13 protein-coding genes are annotated in these 16,633 nt (G+C 61.7%); 6 read left to right on the top strand and 7 right to left on the bottom strand.

Translation table 11 applies throughout. From position 1 onward, the window contains the following. Positions 1-476 precede the first annotated feature (476 nt). A complete protein-coding gene (dnaB, locus tag HMPREF1531_RS02930) occupies positions 477-1,829 on the top strand; it encodes a replicative DNA helicase (protein WP_016668407.1) in 1,353 nt (450 codons plus the stop codon). A gap of 251 nt (positions 1,830-2,080) precedes the next feature. After that, positions 2,081-2,905 (top strand): SDR family NAD(P)-dependent oxidoreductase, encoded by an 825-nt coding sequence (locus HMPREF1531_RS02935; protein ID WP_016668408.1) that lies wholly within the window; start codon positions 2,081-2,083, stop codon positions 2,903-2,905. A 75-nt stretch (positions 2,906-2,980) separates the two neighbouring features. On the opposite strand, the gene HMPREF1531_RS02940 is transcribed toward HMPREF1531_RS02935, so the two are convergent. Continuing rightward, the gene (locus HMPREF1531_RS02940; protein WP_016668409.1) at positions 2,981-3,349 is read right to left on the bottom strand and encodes an FKBP-type peptidyl-prolyl cis-trans isomerase; all 369 of its coding nucleotides are present in this window, start codon (positions 3,347-3,349) and stop codon (positions 2,981-2,983) included. A 225-nt stretch (positions 3,350-3,574) separates the two neighbouring features. Between HMPREF1531_RS02940 and malQ the strand changes: the two genes are divergently transcribed. Both malQ and HMPREF1531_RS13825 read left to right on the top strand, forming a co-directional pair. Continuing rightward, positions 3,575-5,452: a 4-alpha-glucanotransferase gene (malQ, locus tag HMPREF1531_RS02945; RefSeq protein WP_016668410.1), complete on the top strand. Its 1,878-nt coding sequence runs from the start codon at positions 3,575-3,577 to the stop codon at positions 5,450-5,452. 72 nt (positions 5,453-5,524) lie between these two features. Further along, positions 5,525-5,686, top strand: a complete 162-nt coding sequence (locus tag HMPREF1531_RS13825) for a hypothetical protein (protein ID WP_198010972.1) — start codon at positions 5,525-5,527, stop codon at positions 5,684-5,686. A 26-nt stretch (positions 5,687-5,712) separates the two neighbouring features. Here the strand turns inward: HMPREF1531_RS13825 and HMPREF1531_RS02950 are convergent, their stop codons facing one another. The 4 genes from HMPREF1531_RS02950 to HMPREF1531_RS02965 form a co-directional block, all read right to left on the bottom strand. Next, the gene (locus HMPREF1531_RS02950) at positions 5,713-6,285 is read right to left on the bottom strand and encodes a histidine phosphatase family protein (RefSeq protein ID WP_016668412.1); all 573 of its coding nucleotides are present in this window, start codon (positions 6,283-6,285) and stop codon (positions 5,713-5,715) included. Positions 6,286-6,335: 50 nt separating this feature from the next. Beyond that, entirely contained in the window at positions 6,336-7,199 is an 864-nt protein-coding gene (locus HMPREF1531_RS02955; RefSeq protein ID WP_232210214.1) for a class C sortase, read from the bottom strand. Between the two features lie 89 nt (positions 7,200-7,288). Continuing rightward, the gene (locus tag HMPREF1531_RS02960; protein WP_016668414.1) at positions 7,289-8,722 is read right to left on the bottom strand and encodes an isopeptide-forming domain-containing fimbrial protein; all 1,434 of its coding nucleotides are present in this window, start codon (positions 8,720-8,722) and stop codon (positions 7,289-7,291) included. Between the two features lie 38 nt (positions 8,723-8,760). Further along, the gene (locus tag HMPREF1531_RS02965) at positions 8,761-11,067 is read right to left on the bottom strand and encodes a Spy0128 family protein (RefSeq protein WP_016668415.1); all 2,307 of its coding nucleotides are present in this window, start codon (positions 11,065-11,067) and stop codon (positions 8,761-8,763) included. Positions 11,068-12,390: 1,323 nt separating this feature from the next. Between HMPREF1531_RS02965 and HMPREF1531_RS12735 the strand changes: the two genes are divergently transcribed. Continuing rightward, entirely contained in the window at positions 12,391-12,987 is a 597-nt protein-coding gene (locus HMPREF1531_RS12735; RefSeq protein ID WP_051123318.1) for a GNAT family N-acetyltransferase, read from the top strand. Positions 12,988-13,254: 267 nt separating this feature from the next. Continuing rightward, positions 13,255-13,668, top strand: a complete 414-nt coding sequence (locus tag HMPREF1531_RS14375) for an AMP-binding protein (RefSeq protein WP_016668420.1) — start codon at positions 13,255-13,257, stop codon at positions 13,666-13,668. On the opposite strand, the gene HMPREF1531_RS02990 is transcribed toward HMPREF1531_RS14375, so the two are convergent. Continuing rightward, positions 13,593-15,059 carry an NAD(P)(+) transhydrogenase (Re/Si-specific) subunit beta gene (locus HMPREF1531_RS02990; protein ID WP_016668421.1) on the bottom strand — a complete coding sequence of 489 codons (1,467 nt, stop codon included), beginning with the start codon at positions 15,057-15,059 and terminating at the stop codon, positions 13,593-13,595. The genes HMPREF1531_RS14375 and HMPREF1531_RS02990 overlap by 76 nt on opposite strands. A gap of 6 nt (positions 15,060-15,065) precedes the next feature. Next, positions 15,066-16,619 (bottom strand): Re/Si-specific NAD(P)(+) transhydrogenase subunit alpha, encoded by a 1,554-nt coding sequence (locus HMPREF1531_RS02995; protein ID WP_016668422.1) that lies wholly within the window; start codon positions 16,617-16,619, stop codon positions 15,066-15,068. Positions 16,620-16,633 lie beyond the last annotated feature (14 nt).

A 16,633-nucleotide genomic window follows, 5' to 3' on the forward strand; every position in this document is an offset into this window, starting at 1 on the left:
GCTTTGCCCACGCGCGGTGGTGAGATACACCCGCACACCGGGGACCCCGGCGCCGCTCCACACTCCTCGAACCGCATCCTGCGCCCCACATCACCCGCGGAGTTGTCCACATCCCCCGACTCTGGCTGTGGACAACGAGCCCACTGGGGGATCAAGACATTGACCTCTCCTGCGTCATCCACCCCTCTGAGAAAATCTCAGTAAAAAATCAATACATATTTGTATCGGCTAGTCGTGCCGAGGTTTTTTCGGCCCTTTCCGCACCCGGGCGTGTCGTCCACAAGACTTGTCCACCGACCCACTAGGTGAATCCCCAACTCCTGAATGTTTTCCACAGAGCCTGTGGAAAAGTCGGGTTGGCGTTGCTTCATCAAATCGTTACACTGCCCGTGCGAAAGATGGTGCCGGGGCATCTCGTAGCCCCTGTTATGCCTTTCAAAGGTCCGGCATCATAGGTCTGGAGCAGGAGGCAGGACATGTACGACGACGAGCTTCCGCCCGACGAAAGCCGTGACACTCTTGGACGCGTCCCACCCCAGGACTTCACTGCGGAACAGGCGGTGCTGGGTGCGATGCTGTCGTCAAAAGACGCCATCGCGGAGGTGCTGGAGATCATCCAGCCCGCCGATTTCTACCGCCCGGCCCACGAGTTGGTCTACCAAGCGATCATTGATCTCTACGGGCACGGTGAGCCAGCCGATGCGGTCACCGTCGCCGCTGAGTTGGAGCGCCGCGGCGAACTGACCCGCGCAGGAGGACACGTCGGCCTGATCGAGTTGGTTGCCTCCATCTCAGTAGCCGCAAATGCCTCCTACTATGCGAAAATCGTCCACGACAAGGCGATTCTGCGTCGCCTTGTGGATGCATCGATCAAGATCGCCCAGCTCGGATACCAGGGGCAAGGCGATGTGTCCGACATCGTCGACCTCGCCCAGCAGACCATCTACGACGTCGCCGAGGGTAAAAGGTCAGAGGACTACACGGTGCTGGGTGAACTGATTCAACCCACCTACGACGAGATCGAGGCCATCACCGCACGTGGTGACGGGCTCAGCGGGGTGCCCACTGGATTCTCCGCACTCGATGAACTCACCAACGGCCTACACGGTGGCCAGATGATCATCATCGCGGCCCGTCCGGCCGTCGGCAAATCGACCCTGGCCCTAGACTTCGCCAGGGCGGCGTCGATCAGGCACGGCATGGCCACAGCCTTCTTCTCGCTGGAGATGTCGAAATCGGAGATCGTCATGAGACTGATGTCGGCCGAGGCGCAGGTGATGCTGGGGTCGATCCGCAACGGGCATCTGGATGAGAACGGCTGGGATCGCATAGCTAACCGGATGGCCTCTTTCGAGAAAGCCCCGCTGTACATCGACGACTCCCCCAACCTGACGATGATGGAGATTCGTGCCAAGGCCCGACGGCTCAAGCAGAAGAACGACCTCAAGATGGTGGTCATCGACTACATGCAGCTGATGAGTTCTGGCAAGAAGGTGGAATCCCGCCAGTTGGAGGTCTCGGAATTCTCCCGTCAGATCAAGCTGCTCGCCAAGGAACTCGATATCCCGGTGGTCGCGCTGTCTCAGCTCAACCGTGGCCCGGAGACCCGTTCGGATAAGAAACCGATGCTCAGCGACCTGCGCGAGTCAGGTTCACTGGAGCAGGACGCCGACATCGTCATCCTGCTGCACCGCGAGGACGTCTACGACCGGGAGAACCGCCCAGGTGAAGCCGATCTGATCATCGCCAAGCACCGCAACGGACGCACCGACACCATCCCGGTCACCTTCCAGGGCCACTACTCACGGTTCGTCGACATGCCTGACTGAGCAGGCTGTATGCGCCGCAGTGCCATGACACCGGAGCGCCACGACGGCCTGTGCGCAGTGTCTACCCAGCCATCACCGGCTGATGCGGAATACCTCCTCGGCGAGCACAATGAACGAGCACCAGCATTAGGGCTCCAAGCGAGCAGACCCGTGACCAGCCAGACCCACAGCCAGGGGCCAGGCATCACGCATCTGCGGCTTGTCGCAGCCCCAGGCACGCATCCGGCCAGCTCCCGACGTAGGCTTTTACCATGCCGAAGACGATCATCATCACCGGGGCCAGCGACGGCATCGGAGCCGCCGCCGTCAAGCGACTGCACGCCATGGGCCACTACGTCGTCGTGGTAGGTCGCGATCCCGAGCGCACCCGTGCGGTCGCCGAGCCACTCGGTGCCCCTTACCACCTGGCCGATTTCTTGGTCCTCGACGACGTAGAACGCCTCGCCGGTGAGCTGCTGGCGAACTACCCGAAGATGGAGGTGCTGGCGAATAACGCCGGGGGCACATTCGAGGCCCCGCGTGCCACCACCATTGATGGTCACGAGAAGACCTTCCAGCTCAATTACCTGTCCTCTTGGTATCTCACCGACCTGCTCACCGAACGGCTGGTAGAGAATCAGGCGACGGTCATCAACACCTCCTCAATGGCCCACTGGCTGATGTCACGGTTCAAGATCGACGATCTGGAATTGACCAAGGGATGGACCCCCGAACGCGCCTACGGCAACGCAAAACTCGCGATGATCCTGCACGCACGCCAACTCCATGACCGTTACTACGCCGAAGGGCTGAAGGCCATCTCGCTACACCCCGGGGTGATTAACTCCTCTTTCGCAACCGGTCAGGAGAACCGGATCGGCAAGCTCTACTCCCTGGCCCGCCGGGGCTTCGCTACCCCCGAGGACGGTGCCAAGCAGCTGATCCGCTTCGCCGACCAGAAGGCTGGGCTCAACTATCCATCGGGTCGCTATTTCGTCAACGGTTCGCCGTCGTTCACCCATCCGAAGGCCGCCAACGATGAGCTAGCCGCACGGCTGTGGTCGCTGACCGAGATCATGCTGGCTTCGCGTCGCTGACCAGGACTCACCGATCGGCAACGATGCGAAGGGCTCCCCGCCGCAATGGCTGGAGAGCCCCGTCGTGTATGGGCGTCAGTTGACCGCGCGCAGCTCGCAGACGAAGATCAGGGCCTCATTGGGACCGATGACCCCGGGAATACCGCGGGGACCGTAGGCCATCGAACCAGGAATGACCAGTTTGCGGCGACCACCGACCCTCATCCCCTGGACGCCCTGATCCCAGCCGGTGATGACCTGCCCCACCCCCAGCTGGAAGCTGAGCGGCTCGCCGCGATTGTACGATGCATCGAACTCTTTGTGAGAGTCGAAACCGACACCCACGTAATCGACGTCGACCAGTGACCCGGCGGCGGCCTCGGTGCCGTCTCCGACGACCTCGTCGATGATGACCAGTTCGGTGGGGGCCGCACCCCCGGGATGCTCAACAACAGGCTTGGACATGCGTCGAGCCTAACGGCTCTCCACCGCACACGACGCCGCATGGTCCTTCCCCGGCGTTTCGCACGTCGGCTAAACCGCGTCCACGTCGCCTAAGCCGTACAAGCCGCACGGTGGACACCTCGTACGAGGTTGCCACACCGTACCGGCAAGCCGGTCGGGCTGAGGCACAATGGCGATGAACAACGGGGAGGCCCCACTGCCCGCATGCACAGGAAGGTTTGGTTGATGACCAACTCCGGCACCGATCAGCACCGCCAGGAATTGATCGACAAATTGGCGCCACAAGGCGTGTCCTTCGGCTATCGCAACACCAAAGGGGTATGGATAGACACTCCCACCGCAACCTTGGAGAAGATCACGGAATCCTTCCCCGAGGTGGCCGAGGGCCCCATGGAAGGCGCTCCCATCGTGTGCACCCCGGGACGCTGGCATCCTGAGCTGTTCGGCACACTCATCTTGGAGGATGGCTTCCACTTCCAGTGCCAAGGTGTCGTCGACGCCCCTGGCTACCACATCTTGTACACCGACGAAGGGATTCGCCGGTTCGTCATCGCAGCCCCCGAATTCCTGAAAACCCCAGCACGCGGCTGGGGTTGGCAAATCCAGCTCTATGCCACCCGCTCGGTGCATTCCTGGGGCATCGGCGATTTCCGCGACCTAGCCCAGATCGCCCGCATCGCGGCCTCGCAGGGCGCATCCTGTGTGCAGGTCTCCCCGGTGCATGCCATCGCCCCTTTGCCTAACCCGCAGTCCTCCCCCTATTCCCCGGCCTCCCGGCTGTTCCTCAACACCCTGCACATCGCCCCGGGCGCAATCGTCGGCGCCGAACGAATTGACCTAACCGATCTTGATGCCAAAGGACGCGCCCTCAATGAGCAGCGGCTCATCGATCGCAAGGCCGTGTGGGCGCTGAAAAACGAGGCCCTCAACCGCATCTGGGAAGCTCTCAAGGACGTCCCGAACGTCGAATTCAACCAATGGGAGGCCGCCCAGGGCTCAGAGCTGCAACGCTGGGGACTGTGGTCGGCAATCACCGAAGCCCAGCAGAACCCAGACTGGCGTCGCTGGCCCGCCGAACTCCAGTCCCCCGACGGACCGGGAGTGGCCCGCTTCGCCACCGAGCACGCCGCCCGGATCCGCTTCCACATCTGGTGCCAGTGGGTGGCCGCCGTGCAATATGCCGAGGCCTGCTCCTCAGGGGTGGATATCATCGCTGACCTGGCCGTCGGCTTCGACGCAGGTTCCGCCGACGCCTGGGCCTTCCAGGACTCCCTGGAATTCGACTTCGAGATCGGTGCCCCGCCGGATTCCCACAACACCGAGGGGCAACGCTGGGGGCTCCCCCCGTTCAATCCGACTTCCTTGGTGAAATCAGATTTCGAGCCTTTCATCAAGATGGTGCATGCCGGTTTGCAGTCCGCCGGTTCACTGCGCATGGATCACGTGATGCAACTGTGGCGGCTGTTTTGGGTGCCAACCTGCGGAGGCGCTGCCGACGGCGTCTACGTCTACTACCCAGTCGACGCCCTGCTGGCCATCCTGCGTCTTGAGGCGATGCGAGCCGACGCTTGGATCGTCGGTGAGGATATGGGAACCGTCGCCGACGGGGTCCGCGAGACCATGGAGTCGATCGGCATGCTGGGCAACCGCTCGGCGATGCGCACTCCGGTCAGTGAGTTCCCAGTGCTCGGGGTTGGTACATCCTCCACTCACGATCAGGTGACCGTTGCCGGACTGCTCACCAACTCCGATGTGCGCGACCTGAAACGCATCGGCAAGAACGCCGACTGGGCGCAGGTCGAACGCACCCGCCGGGCACTGGCCGAGCTCTCGCACATCAACCCGGACCGTGCCCCGGAATCGATGACCACCGACGACATCCGGGCCGCGGTCATTGCCCGCTACCGGCTGCTCTCCGACGCCCCCTCGGTGCTCGTGGTGGTCAACATCGACGACGCCGCGATGGTCCCGGAACGCCCGAACATGCCCGGCACTGTGGACACCTACCCGAACTGGTGCTTCGCCCTGCCCAAGCCGGTGGCTCAGATCATGACCTCCGATATGGCCGACGACTTGGTGAGCCTAATGCACGAGGATCGCTGAATCCCGGCCTAGTGCTGCAGCAACCTTCTCGGTTACCGCAGCACCGAGTTCCGGGCAATGACGAGCAGACACGTGGGGATTACGCACGCCCATAACCACAGCACCCACGACGACGAGCCCATCCGGGATGAGGCATCAGGTGACCTGGTCACCATGGGTGACATTGATATCGAGCCCACGACGACGAGCCCATCCGGGATGAGGCATCAGGAATCCGGTGCAGTTGGAGTCTGATGAAGCCGGGAAACAGGGTGCAGGACTCAGAGTTCGGCCAGAGAGATGATCTCCCACCCCGAACCGGGGTGACCGTCGAGAACGATGACTGCGGTATTGTCCAGGCGCCCGACCACCGAGGGATCCACACCACCGCGCATCGTGAGCCACACCCCCAGCATCGCCCCATGCGAAACGATCACGGCGCTGCGATGGACGCTAGCGATCTCGGCCACGCCCGCGTCGAAGCGGGCCAGCACCTGGTTTCCGGATTCCCCGCCTTCGATGGTGTGCTCCATATCCTCGATCCATCGTAGGAGCATCCTGGTGTAGCGGTCCCAGTCCGGGTTCATCTCCTCGACACCGGCCGGGATCTCCCGGAAGCGGCGGTCCTGCACCACCTCCAGCCCACGAGCAGCGGCGAGCGGGGTGGCGGTCTGGACGGCACGCACCAGGTCGGAAGAGAAGACGGCCTCAATCTCGGCCCCAGCCAGTCGCTGCACCAAGGTCTCGGCCTGGCCGAGACCGGTCCAGTTCAGCGGTGCTCCTGGGTGAGCGGTATCCAGCAGGTGATTCACATTGGAATCGGTCTGACCGTGGCGAATGAGATGGAGGAGCACGCGGTCAGAATATCCGAGCCCATCTGTCGGCGGCCTTGCACCCGGCCGGTTCAGCGAGCCCGGCGACGGTCCCGGCGCCGGGCAGCATTGACGAACAAGATGATGAACAGGATCACCGTCGCCGAAGCAGCCCCGGCCGCGACGGCGATCCACACGCTGGGCATCGCCTGAGCCGCAGGGATCACCGAACGATTGATCGGGATATCACCGCTCGACCATTCGGCTGGGATCTCGGTGCGTTCGGCGCGGACGAGCAGCCGGTGGGAGTTAACCCCGTAGGGGGTACAGGTAACCAAGGTGACCAGGTCCCTTCCCGCCTCAATCGCCAAGGCGCTTACCTCGTCGGGCAGCACTACCTCGGCCGAGCTCACCTGATAGGCGTGATCTTCACCGAGCACCCGGATGATGAACCAGTCGCCGGGGTGCAGTTCACCGAGCCGGTCGAACAGTTGGGCATTGGGCAGGCCGGTGTGTCCGGCAAGCACCGAATGGGTGGATGGGCCACCGAAGGGCACCGAGGTGTTGACAAGGTGCCCCACGCCGTGGGTTAGGGAGCGCTCATCGGTGTAGTGGGAGACCGGCAAATCCACCCCGATAGCGGGAATCACCAGTTGGGCCATCACACCATCGCCTGCCAAGTTGAGCACTTGCTCGTATTCCTCGTTATCCGGGCGCATGTCACGGCCATCAAAAGGGTCGACGACGTGGGAACTGCCGTTAAGCAGTTGCTGGTTGTAGGCAATGGCTGCAGCCTTCTGCTGCCATAGGTCGGCCGGTGCCGCCGATTCGACCGCCTGCTGTTGGTTCCTGCTCACTTGGTCCTGGGTCTGCTGGTTGATCCAGTTGCTGATCACCGGATAGGCGATCAGCCCAGCCCCAGCCAGGATCGCCAGCGTCGCGACAATGATCCGCACCAGGCGACCGGATGAGGAGGACCGGCCGGTTGGAGCCCCGTATTCCCCAACCGGCCGATCTGTCATTTCCTGTTCTGCACCCACAGGTATCAGACCCTGAGACGGCGTCTCCTGGCAGAGACGCCCAGGGCGGCGCCAATGACCAACAGGAAAGTTCCGGCCCCGGACAGGAGGAGCGCCCCCGAACCGCCCGTGGCCGGCAAAACAGGTTGGGCCGGGTCAACGACGTCGGCCTGAGCCACCAGATAATTGTTCTCGACGACCCCCGCCGTCGCCGGGTTGTCGGCGACAGCCACCGCACCCCCGAGCTCGAAGACCTGGTCGGCGACCTTACGGTATCCGGCGGGAACTGTGGTCTCAACTGCCGTGTACTGACCGGCACCGAGATCTTCAAAGTAGACATAACCATCTTGGCCGGACGTGGAAGTCACCTGGGTGCCGTTGGCCAAGGTGATGGTGAACACCGCACCGGCCAGCGGATCGCCGTCCGGGGTGGTCTTTTTGAAGACATACCCGTAGGTCTGCACCGTGGCCTTGTCTGAGGACATCGCCGTCGCCGAGTCGTAGGGATTAGGATTGAAGGTGATGGTAGCGGTGTTTCCTGTCACATCGTCGGCGCTGCGGGAGAATGCCGCATCGGTCACCTTCGCGTTGTAGGTGATCTGGACCGGATCACCGGGATGGGCTAGCACCCATGCCTTGGCAAACCTGAACTCGTAGCCATTGGCCGTGGCGGTCAGCGTGTAATCGACTCCCGACTGGGCGGCGGCCCCGTTGATCATGATTGAGGTGGTGTCGATCTCCAGCCCTGCAGTGGGGGTGTCCTCGACGATGAAGGTCGCGTCCTTGGCATCGGCCGGGTAAGAGGGTACAGCGGTGGTGACCCGAAACGGCACCATATCGCCAACGCTGTACTGGTCGGTCTTCGCTCCGTACTGGGGGCCGACGCCTTTGTCGATCGCGACCTCGGTCTTCTTAACCGCAATCGGGGCGATCTGGCGGGGAGCATAGTCCCCGTTGATGACCTCCGGAGAGGCATCGATGATCATGTTCTGGTAGACGCGGGTGGTCCCGTTGGTGCTGGTGACCCGGACCAAGTAGTAGCCGCTGCCGAGTTGCAGGCCGACCGAATCACCAGCAGAGACCTGGGTGAGATCCGGACTGACCAGCACCGCGGCGATGGCTGATGCCGCAGCCTGCATGGCGCTGCCCTGGTTGAAGGCTGTGCCGTCACTTGCCACAGCGGCGATCTCGTCAATCGTGTCGTAGGCCTCCGGTAGGCCGGGAGCCATCGTGTAGGTGAGGTTCCTCGATGCGTCGATGTCCGCGTCGGCGATCCGGAAGGCACTCACGGTGTCGCCCGGTAGCAGATCGGTCACAATGAGGGTGGTGTCGGCGACATCGGTGGGACTGGTCGGAGTGGCCATCGCCATGGCTGGCGACAGCAACAGCGACAGGGCAGTGATCGCCCCGGCGATCGCAACGTTTCGTGTCACCACCTTGCGGGTGGGCTTCGCAGTCATGTGATTCTCCTTGTAGTGGTTCAGCGAATGGGGAAAGTTCATGAGCCGGCGATTTCCTGGTCTAGCCTGCGCCGCAGCAACACGACGCCGCTTCCTGTGACGATGAGGAAGGTTCCGGCAAATAGCAGCCCCGTCACACCCGGACCTGCCGTCGCCGGCAGCCCCGGGATCGGATCGTCAGAGATGGTGATGGTGGCGGTCTGCTCCCGCAGGGGTAGCGGCACGCTCGTTCCCTGGTCGTCAAGGGTTGTCACTTCGCCTTGGGCAGAAACCCTGATCAGATGCGGTGTTCCGTCGAGATTGAAACCGGCTGGTGCCCGGGTCTCCCTGAGCCAGTAGGTGGTATCAGCACTGAGGCCGTGGTAGATCCCGTTGCCATCAGCGGTAGTGGTAATCTCCGCACCCGGAATCGGAGCGGTGAGATCGACATCACTGAATACGACGGCCGGCTGGTCACCGTCGTCAAAGACCCCATCACCGTCATCGGTATAGAGGGTGAACCGGGCATCTGCCAGCGGAGAGCCGTCCGTGCTGGACTGCTTGGCGACCCCGAGCGAGTTCTTGTACTCGTTGGTGAACGCCAAGCCATCCCCGTCGGTGGCGACCGCGACATCTAGGACTCCCTGACCGGCGTCGCTTACCGAGACGGTCACGGTCTCGGCGTGAGTGTCGTAGGCATATCCCCGGACACCGTCATCGTGCTCGGTGATGGTGTAGGTGAAGGTTTTGCCGATGTCTTCCTGGGTGTACTCCAGATCCGCGAAGTTGATGGCACCGGTGGCATCGTTGTTCACCGTTTGCAGGATCACACCGGTCGAATCCTTCAGGTCGAAGGAGAACTGACCGGGGGCTAGCGCATGCCCCAAGAGTTTCTTGGTTCCGGTGAGCCCCACGCGTCCCTTCGCCTCGTAGGGCACCAGTACCTCGACGGTGTTGGTTGTCTTCGGCTGTCCCCCAATAGTGACCGTAGCCTGGTTGAGGAATTGCCAGTGGTTGACGCCATCGATGCCGACCGTGGGGTAGGCCGACAGGTCGGTGGTTGTGGAGACCGGGGCGGTGATCCGGAAGACGTGATTGGATTCGGCGTAGCCATGACCGGTGTTGATGGCGGTCGCGGTGATGGTTTGTCCGTTGATGGTGATCTGCCAGTTGCCGGTCACATCGACGTTGTCCTTGAGCACCCGCACGGTAGCCCTGGAAGCGTCGAGGGCCGGATCAAGGGTGTCGGTCATAACGATGGAGGAGGCCTTGTTGGAGTCCGCGACGTAAGGGAAATTCTCGGAGACCTCGAAGGTGGCGGTTTCGCCCCGCTTGTAGATCTGCTGGGGTGGAGACTTCACCGGTTCCGGCCAGGTGGGGTAGATCACGACCTTCGAGTCATATCCGATACCGGTGGAGCAGCCCTCACCCCGCCAGCCGGTGGTGAACTGTGGCCCCGCCTTGGCGATGACCGTGGATTGGTTGGTCGGCTCACCAGAAGGATCGTTCGCCCCGGAGCGGAACCAGGTGTTGTTGTCGCTGATCTTCAGCGTGGTTCCGGTGCCGACGATGGCCTCGTCCTTGTAGCCATCGACCAGGTGCACCCCTTCCCGCCACTCGGAGGTGAAATCGGCCGTGAAAGCGCCGCTGGGGGTGTAGTGGAGCGGCTGATCGATGTCCCAGTAGACAATGTCTATCTGGCTGCTCGCATCGATCTGGGTATCGGTTCCCGTCTTCACCAAGGTGGTAACAAATTGGGTATCCACTCCCACCGATATGCTGGAATCATGGCCCTCGGCTGCCACAAGAGGGCCGTAGAGCTTCGAGATCTGGAACGGGGTGATCCAGTTCGGTTCCGGCAGCCCGTCGTACTGCCAGGCGTAGATATAGGGGAAGTCGATGATCGAATCGATGGTCTCCCCCGTGGAGGTGTAGCCGATCTTGTTCAACCGCACTTTGAAGCCGGGCCACCTCGACCCGTTGTAGGTCAGCTGCCCATTGTCCGGGTAGCGCCACACCACGTAGGAGCCGCCGTCGTACTTACTATGATCCCACCAGATCCACCAGCCATTGCCGATGTCGACCGAGGGACCATTCTGAGTTGCCTTGTCGGCAGGGTCCAGTTCGCTGAAATCGTGCCATGCACCGTTGGCCCAAAACTGGGCATTCTCGCCGGTAGGGGTATTCGTGATGTAGACATTGCCACCGACGGCATCCAGAACCTGGCCTACCTGCTTGATCGTGACAGCGCTCGCGCTGATCGGAGCGAAGATGACCAACAAGATCACCACAAGCCATGCAGGCAGCGTTCTGGGCGACAGACCGCGGCGGGACAAACCGCGCGCTCCCCGTGGACGATGACCCATTGCTGCCTCCCCTTGGCTTCCCCGCGCGCAACGAACACGGCAGAGGCTACCTTTCTCGTCAGATAGGGTCAATCAGCTTGTGAGAGCCACTTTTCGATACGCTTTTGCATCCAACGGCAGGCCGACGAGCACCGGTATACATCAATGACGCTGCCCGGGATCCGGGCCAGCATGGGCACCACCACCCCGTCGCCATAGTTAGGACGATCGATCCACCTCGTCAGCCGCTATTCGACGGCGATAACGGCACACTGGAACGTCGCGTCGTCGGCCGACATACAACCAGACCGGCACACCACCAACCTGGGCTCGGATGCGTAGCGCCAGAAAGATCTGAACCTTGAGTTGAGGCCCAATCGTAATGAACTGCCAATTCTGGCAAACCACTGCCACGGTGAACGCGCCAAGCGACGCGGCAAAGAACCATGACCTACGGCGCAACCTCCTGGTCTGACCAGATGGTGATACGCCCCACCGTATTTTTCGATAGGAAAGCTAGTGTTATGGGCATGGGTACCCTAACCCCAGGGCACCAGCAACTCGCCCCTCAGACTGCAGAGCCCTCCAGCCTGAGCCATTCTGGATTGATCCGCAGCGCGCACGACGACCCCTCCGCTTTGCAGCAGGCATCCCAGAAGTGGATCAAGACCATGGAGATCGAAGAAAAGTCCGAGATCACCTATGCCCCACTCCCGAGATTTCGGTGGAAAGCGCACAAGAGATGAGCAAATCCGGGATCGCACCGATCTTTATCCTCTACGCGGTGTATTTCTCTCTGTGCAGATTCTATTTCAACCACGGCAGCAATTACACTTTCCTGAGTCACTTGTACGCACCCCTGGACGAGATGTAGTTGGCCTCCCATCACAACAGCTTGGATACATTAGCCCCAAACGCAAAGATAGCGACCCATCGGGGTATGGATCCCTCTTCGCCGACCGCCAACCCTGGCGGTTCTTGGGGGGTGTTCGTCTCGTGACTGCCATCACCTATCTAGACACTCGCCTATCCGATAAGACGGCATCTGTCGAGGAGATTTTGGGCAGTGTGCCAGAGCTGGTGCTATCACCAGGCTTCTCGGGCCAAGCAGACTTCGGCAGGTATCTGCACGAGGTTCAGGGACTAAATCGTATTCAGGTCGGTGACCCCACAACCATCTTCCGAGACGCCCGAGAGATGGTGACAAGGTTCTTCGCCCAGAATCGGATTGACCCGAGTGATATCGAGTACATTGCATCATGCTCTATGCGATGGGTGGCCCCGGGGCAAGGACACCAGCCATGACGCCGTACTCCTAAAGTATCGACAGAAAGAACGAGACAATTGACCAGAGCAGCCATCCTCGACCGGGTGCAGAAGATCCTCACCCAACGCCTGAAACTGACCAGTACCCCCTCCGACATCACGGAGGACACGGATCTTCGCATGGAGTACGGGGTTGACTCGCTGAAGATCGTCGAACTCCTCGCGGAACTGGACAATGCGTTCGGCGTCGGCCTGGACTCCAAGGGAATCTCCGACGAGGTACTGATCCACGTTGGGAGACTCGTGGACTTCTTAGAAAAGGAAACAGGCGGATCAACCGACGCTGAACTGCGAGGACTCATCCGGGAGGCCACCCAGGACGACTTGGAGGACATCATCGCTCTCCAGCGCAGAGCGTTCCACAGCGTTGCAGTCCGCGCAGGAAATATGGACATCGCGCCCATGACCCAGACCGTGGACGAGATCCGTGAAGAGATGCCGGGCAGCAAGATCCTCGTCTACGAGGAGACCGGAGCAATTATCGGTTCCGTCCGGGCGTACGAGTCGGACGGAACCTGTGAGATTGCTCGGCTCATTGTGGATCCCTCGCAGCAGAAGCGCGGGATCGGTATCTTGCTGATGTCCGAGATTGAGAGCCGTATAGCCCACTGCTAGCGCTTCAATATCTTCACCGGTGCCCAGTTCGACGAGGTGATCCGGCTATATGAACGCTTGGGCTACGCAATCGTGCGTCGGGAAGAGGTACAGTCCGTGCCCATGGTCTTCATGTCCAAGTCCACCGAATCCGACGCGTGAGCGAGGCAGACCATTGAGACTCGCACGCATCCTCGCGGCCAACCACACAAGTGGCAATGGTGAAGCGATCGTGTCGGGCACCTAAGTATTGCGGTACAAGGACGCTGCCCATCCCTCATCGAACAGATGCGTGACGTCGGGGTCGGGCGCGAGCACAGGCTCATGGTCCTAGCCCAGAAGTCGGTGGAAACCGTCGCTCTCGTCCACGCCTGCCTGAGAGCAGGAATCGTCTTCGTCCCCGTCGATCCGGATGCACCTGCCGAACGATTGTGCTTCATCCTGAACGACTGCGCCACGCATGCTACTGTGCGCATCGGTTTGATAATCCTGATCCTCAGCGGTCTGTCCCTCCCCTACTCCCGGCCACCGACTGCCGGGAGAGGCTCCGTAACTGCCTGTTCCAAGACCGACCAGCACACGATCTGGGGAGACACCGCCGATGCGATGTCTCCCCAGATCGAAGTTCAGCGTTCGATGGCTGCTGGCAGCGCGGTGTTGATCGCGTCCAGGGATGCCTTGGCATCACCAAACAGCATGTAGGTGTTGTCGTGGAAGAACAGCGGATTCTCCACGCCGGCGTATCCCGGCTTCATCGACCGCTTGAACACCACAACCTTCTTTGCCTCCCACACGCGCAGCACCGGCATGCCTGAGATCGGGGTACCAGGCTGGGTAGCTGACGGGTTGACGGTGTCGTTCGCGCCGATGACCAGCACCACGTCGGTCTCGTCGAATTCGTCGTTCACCTCGTCCATCTCGAAGACGATGTCATAGGGAACGTGCGCCTCGGCCAGCAGCACGTTCATATGCCCAGGCAGACGACCCGCAACCGGGTGGATCGCGAACCGCACCTCGACCCCGGCCTCCCCGAGCTTCTTGGCCAGCTCGGCAACGGGATATTGGGCCTGGGCAACAGCCATGCCATAGCCGGGGGTGATCATCACCGAACGGGCGTCGGCGAGTACCTGGGCCAGTTCAGCGGCGTTGAGTTCCTGGATCTCACCCTGCTCGTCCCTAGTCGCGACCGCCGTAGCGGCACCGAAGCCACCGAGGATCACCGAGACGAAGGAGCGGTTCATCGCCTTGCACATGATGTAGCTCAGGATGGCACCCGAGGCACCCACCAGGGCACCGGTGATGATGAGCACATTCATGCCGAGCGCAAAGCCGGAGAAGGCCGCAGCGAAACCAGAGTAGGAGTTCAGCATTGAGATGACCACCGGCATGTCCGCGCCACCGATGGCCGCCACCAGGTGGAAACCGAGGAACAGCGAGACCGCGGTGAGCAGGATCAACGGTAGCCAGTCTTGGGTGTTCTGGAACCACACCCCGCAACCGATGATCGCGATAACGCAACCGAGGTTGAGAAAGTTGCGACCGGGCAGGGTGAGCGGCGCCGACTGGATCTTCTCGGCAAGTTTGCCCCAGGCAACGATCGATCCGGTGAAGGTCACCGCTCCGATGAATACCCCAATCCAGATCTCAGCCATTGAGAAACCGATGTGCTCGTGGGCGTGACCGGCCTCCAGCTCGCGCCGGATCTCGATGAACACATTGAACCCGATGAGCACGGCGGCCAGCCCGACAAAGGAGTGCAACTGGGCAATCAGCTGCGGCATCCCAGTCATCTCGACCCTGACTGCCTTGAACACCCCGATCACCGCACCAACCAGCACCACGACGACGAGAATCACCAAGGCCGGGACATCGGCGGTGCCGACGAAGGAGGGCATTCGATCTGCCCAGTCCTCGCCGCGCCAGCTGTCGGGGGCCCAGACGGCCACCACCGTCGCCACGACGGCAAGAAACATCCCGAGGATGCCGAAGGCATTGCCCCGTTTGGACGTCTCAAAGCGGCTCAGCCCGGCCAGAGCGAGGATGAACAGCACCCCGGCGACGACATAGGTCGCCTGCACGAAATTCGCCAGCATCGTCGATCAGCCCTTCCGGAACATCTTGAGCATGCGGTTGGTGACCGTGAAGCCACCAAACACGTTGATGGAGGCGATCAGCACGGCTAGAGCCGCGATGATCGTGATCGTCATGTTGTCGGCACCGAGCTGGGAGATGGCACCCACCAGCACGATTCCGGACACGGCGTTAGTGACGCTCATCAGCGGGGTGTGCAGTGCTGCGGTGACATTCCACACCACGTAGTAGCCGACGACCAGGGCCAGCGCGAATACCCCGAACAGGCCGACGAAAGCCGGTGGAGCGAAGGTGAGAAGGGCGATCAGCAGCACCGATATGACACCGACGATGGAGAAAGACACCCACCATGGTTTCGGGTTCTTCGGTGGGTCCGGATCCACGCCGCCAGGCACAGGCTTGGCCTCGGGCACCGGCACCGGGGCCGCCGAGACCTGGATCGGTGGCGGCGGGAAGGTGATTTCCCCGTCGCGGGTAACCGTCATGTTGCGCAGCACCTCGTCCTCGAAGTCGATGACCAGCTGGCCATCTTTCCCAGGAGTGGCGAGCTTCAGCAGGTTCACCAGATTGGTGCCGTAAAGCTGGGAGGCCAGTGACGGCAGTCGCGAGGCCAGATCGGTGTAGCCGATGATCGTCACACCGTTGTCGGTGACGATCTTCTCACCGGGGGTGGTCAGTTCGCAGTTGCCGCCGCCCAAGGCACCCATGTCGACGATCACCGAGCCCGGCTTCATGGCGGCCACCATCTGCGCGGTGATCAGCTTCGGCGAAGGCTTTCCCGGGATGGCCGCGGTGGTGACGATGATGTCCACTTTGGTGGCCTGCTCCATGTAGAGTTCGGCGGCCCGGGCGTTGTAGTCATCGCTGGTGGCCTTGGCGTAACCATCAGAGGAAACCCCCTGGTCGGCCTCACCGGAGCGCACTTTGAGGAAGGTGGCGCCCATCGACTCGACCTGCTCAGCGGTCTCCGGGCGGACGTCGGTGGCGTATACCTCCGCCCCGCGGGAATTCGCCGCGCCGATCGCTGCCAGCCCGGCAACGCCGGTGCCGATGACGAAGACCTTCGCCGGAGCGACCTTGCCTGCTGCGGTCACCTGGCCGCCAAAGGTCCGCCCAAAGCTGTAGGAAGCCTCGACGATCCCTCGGTACCCGGAGATATTGGCCTGGGATGACAGGGCATCCATCGACTGGGCCCGGGAGATGCGCGGCACCATATCCATGGACAGGCCGGTGATACCGGCCTCCTGCAAGGCCTTGAGGAGTTTCTCGTTCTGACGGGGACGCAGGAAAGTGATCAGGTTTGAGCCGCGATGCATCAACCCGATTTCGTCGGCGCTGGGCTCATTGATTGCGAGAACCAGCTCCGATCCCCAAGCCTGCGCGGTGGACACGATCGTGGCGCCGGACTTCTCGAATTCGTTGTCCGGGAATGATGCACGGGCCCCGGCGCCCGACTCGACGACAACCTCATAACCCAGTTTGATCAGCTGTTCCACCGTCGCTGGTGTGGCGGCAACTCGATTCTCTCCGGGCAGGGATTCACGTGGAATGCCTATCCTCATGGCAGCAGCCTACC

This window comes from Propionibacterium sp. oral taxon 192 str. F0372 (assembly GCF_000413315.1).
Taxonomy (GTDB): domain Bacteria; phylum Actinomycetota; class Actinomycetes; order Propionibacteriales; family Propionibacteriaceae; genus Brooklawnia.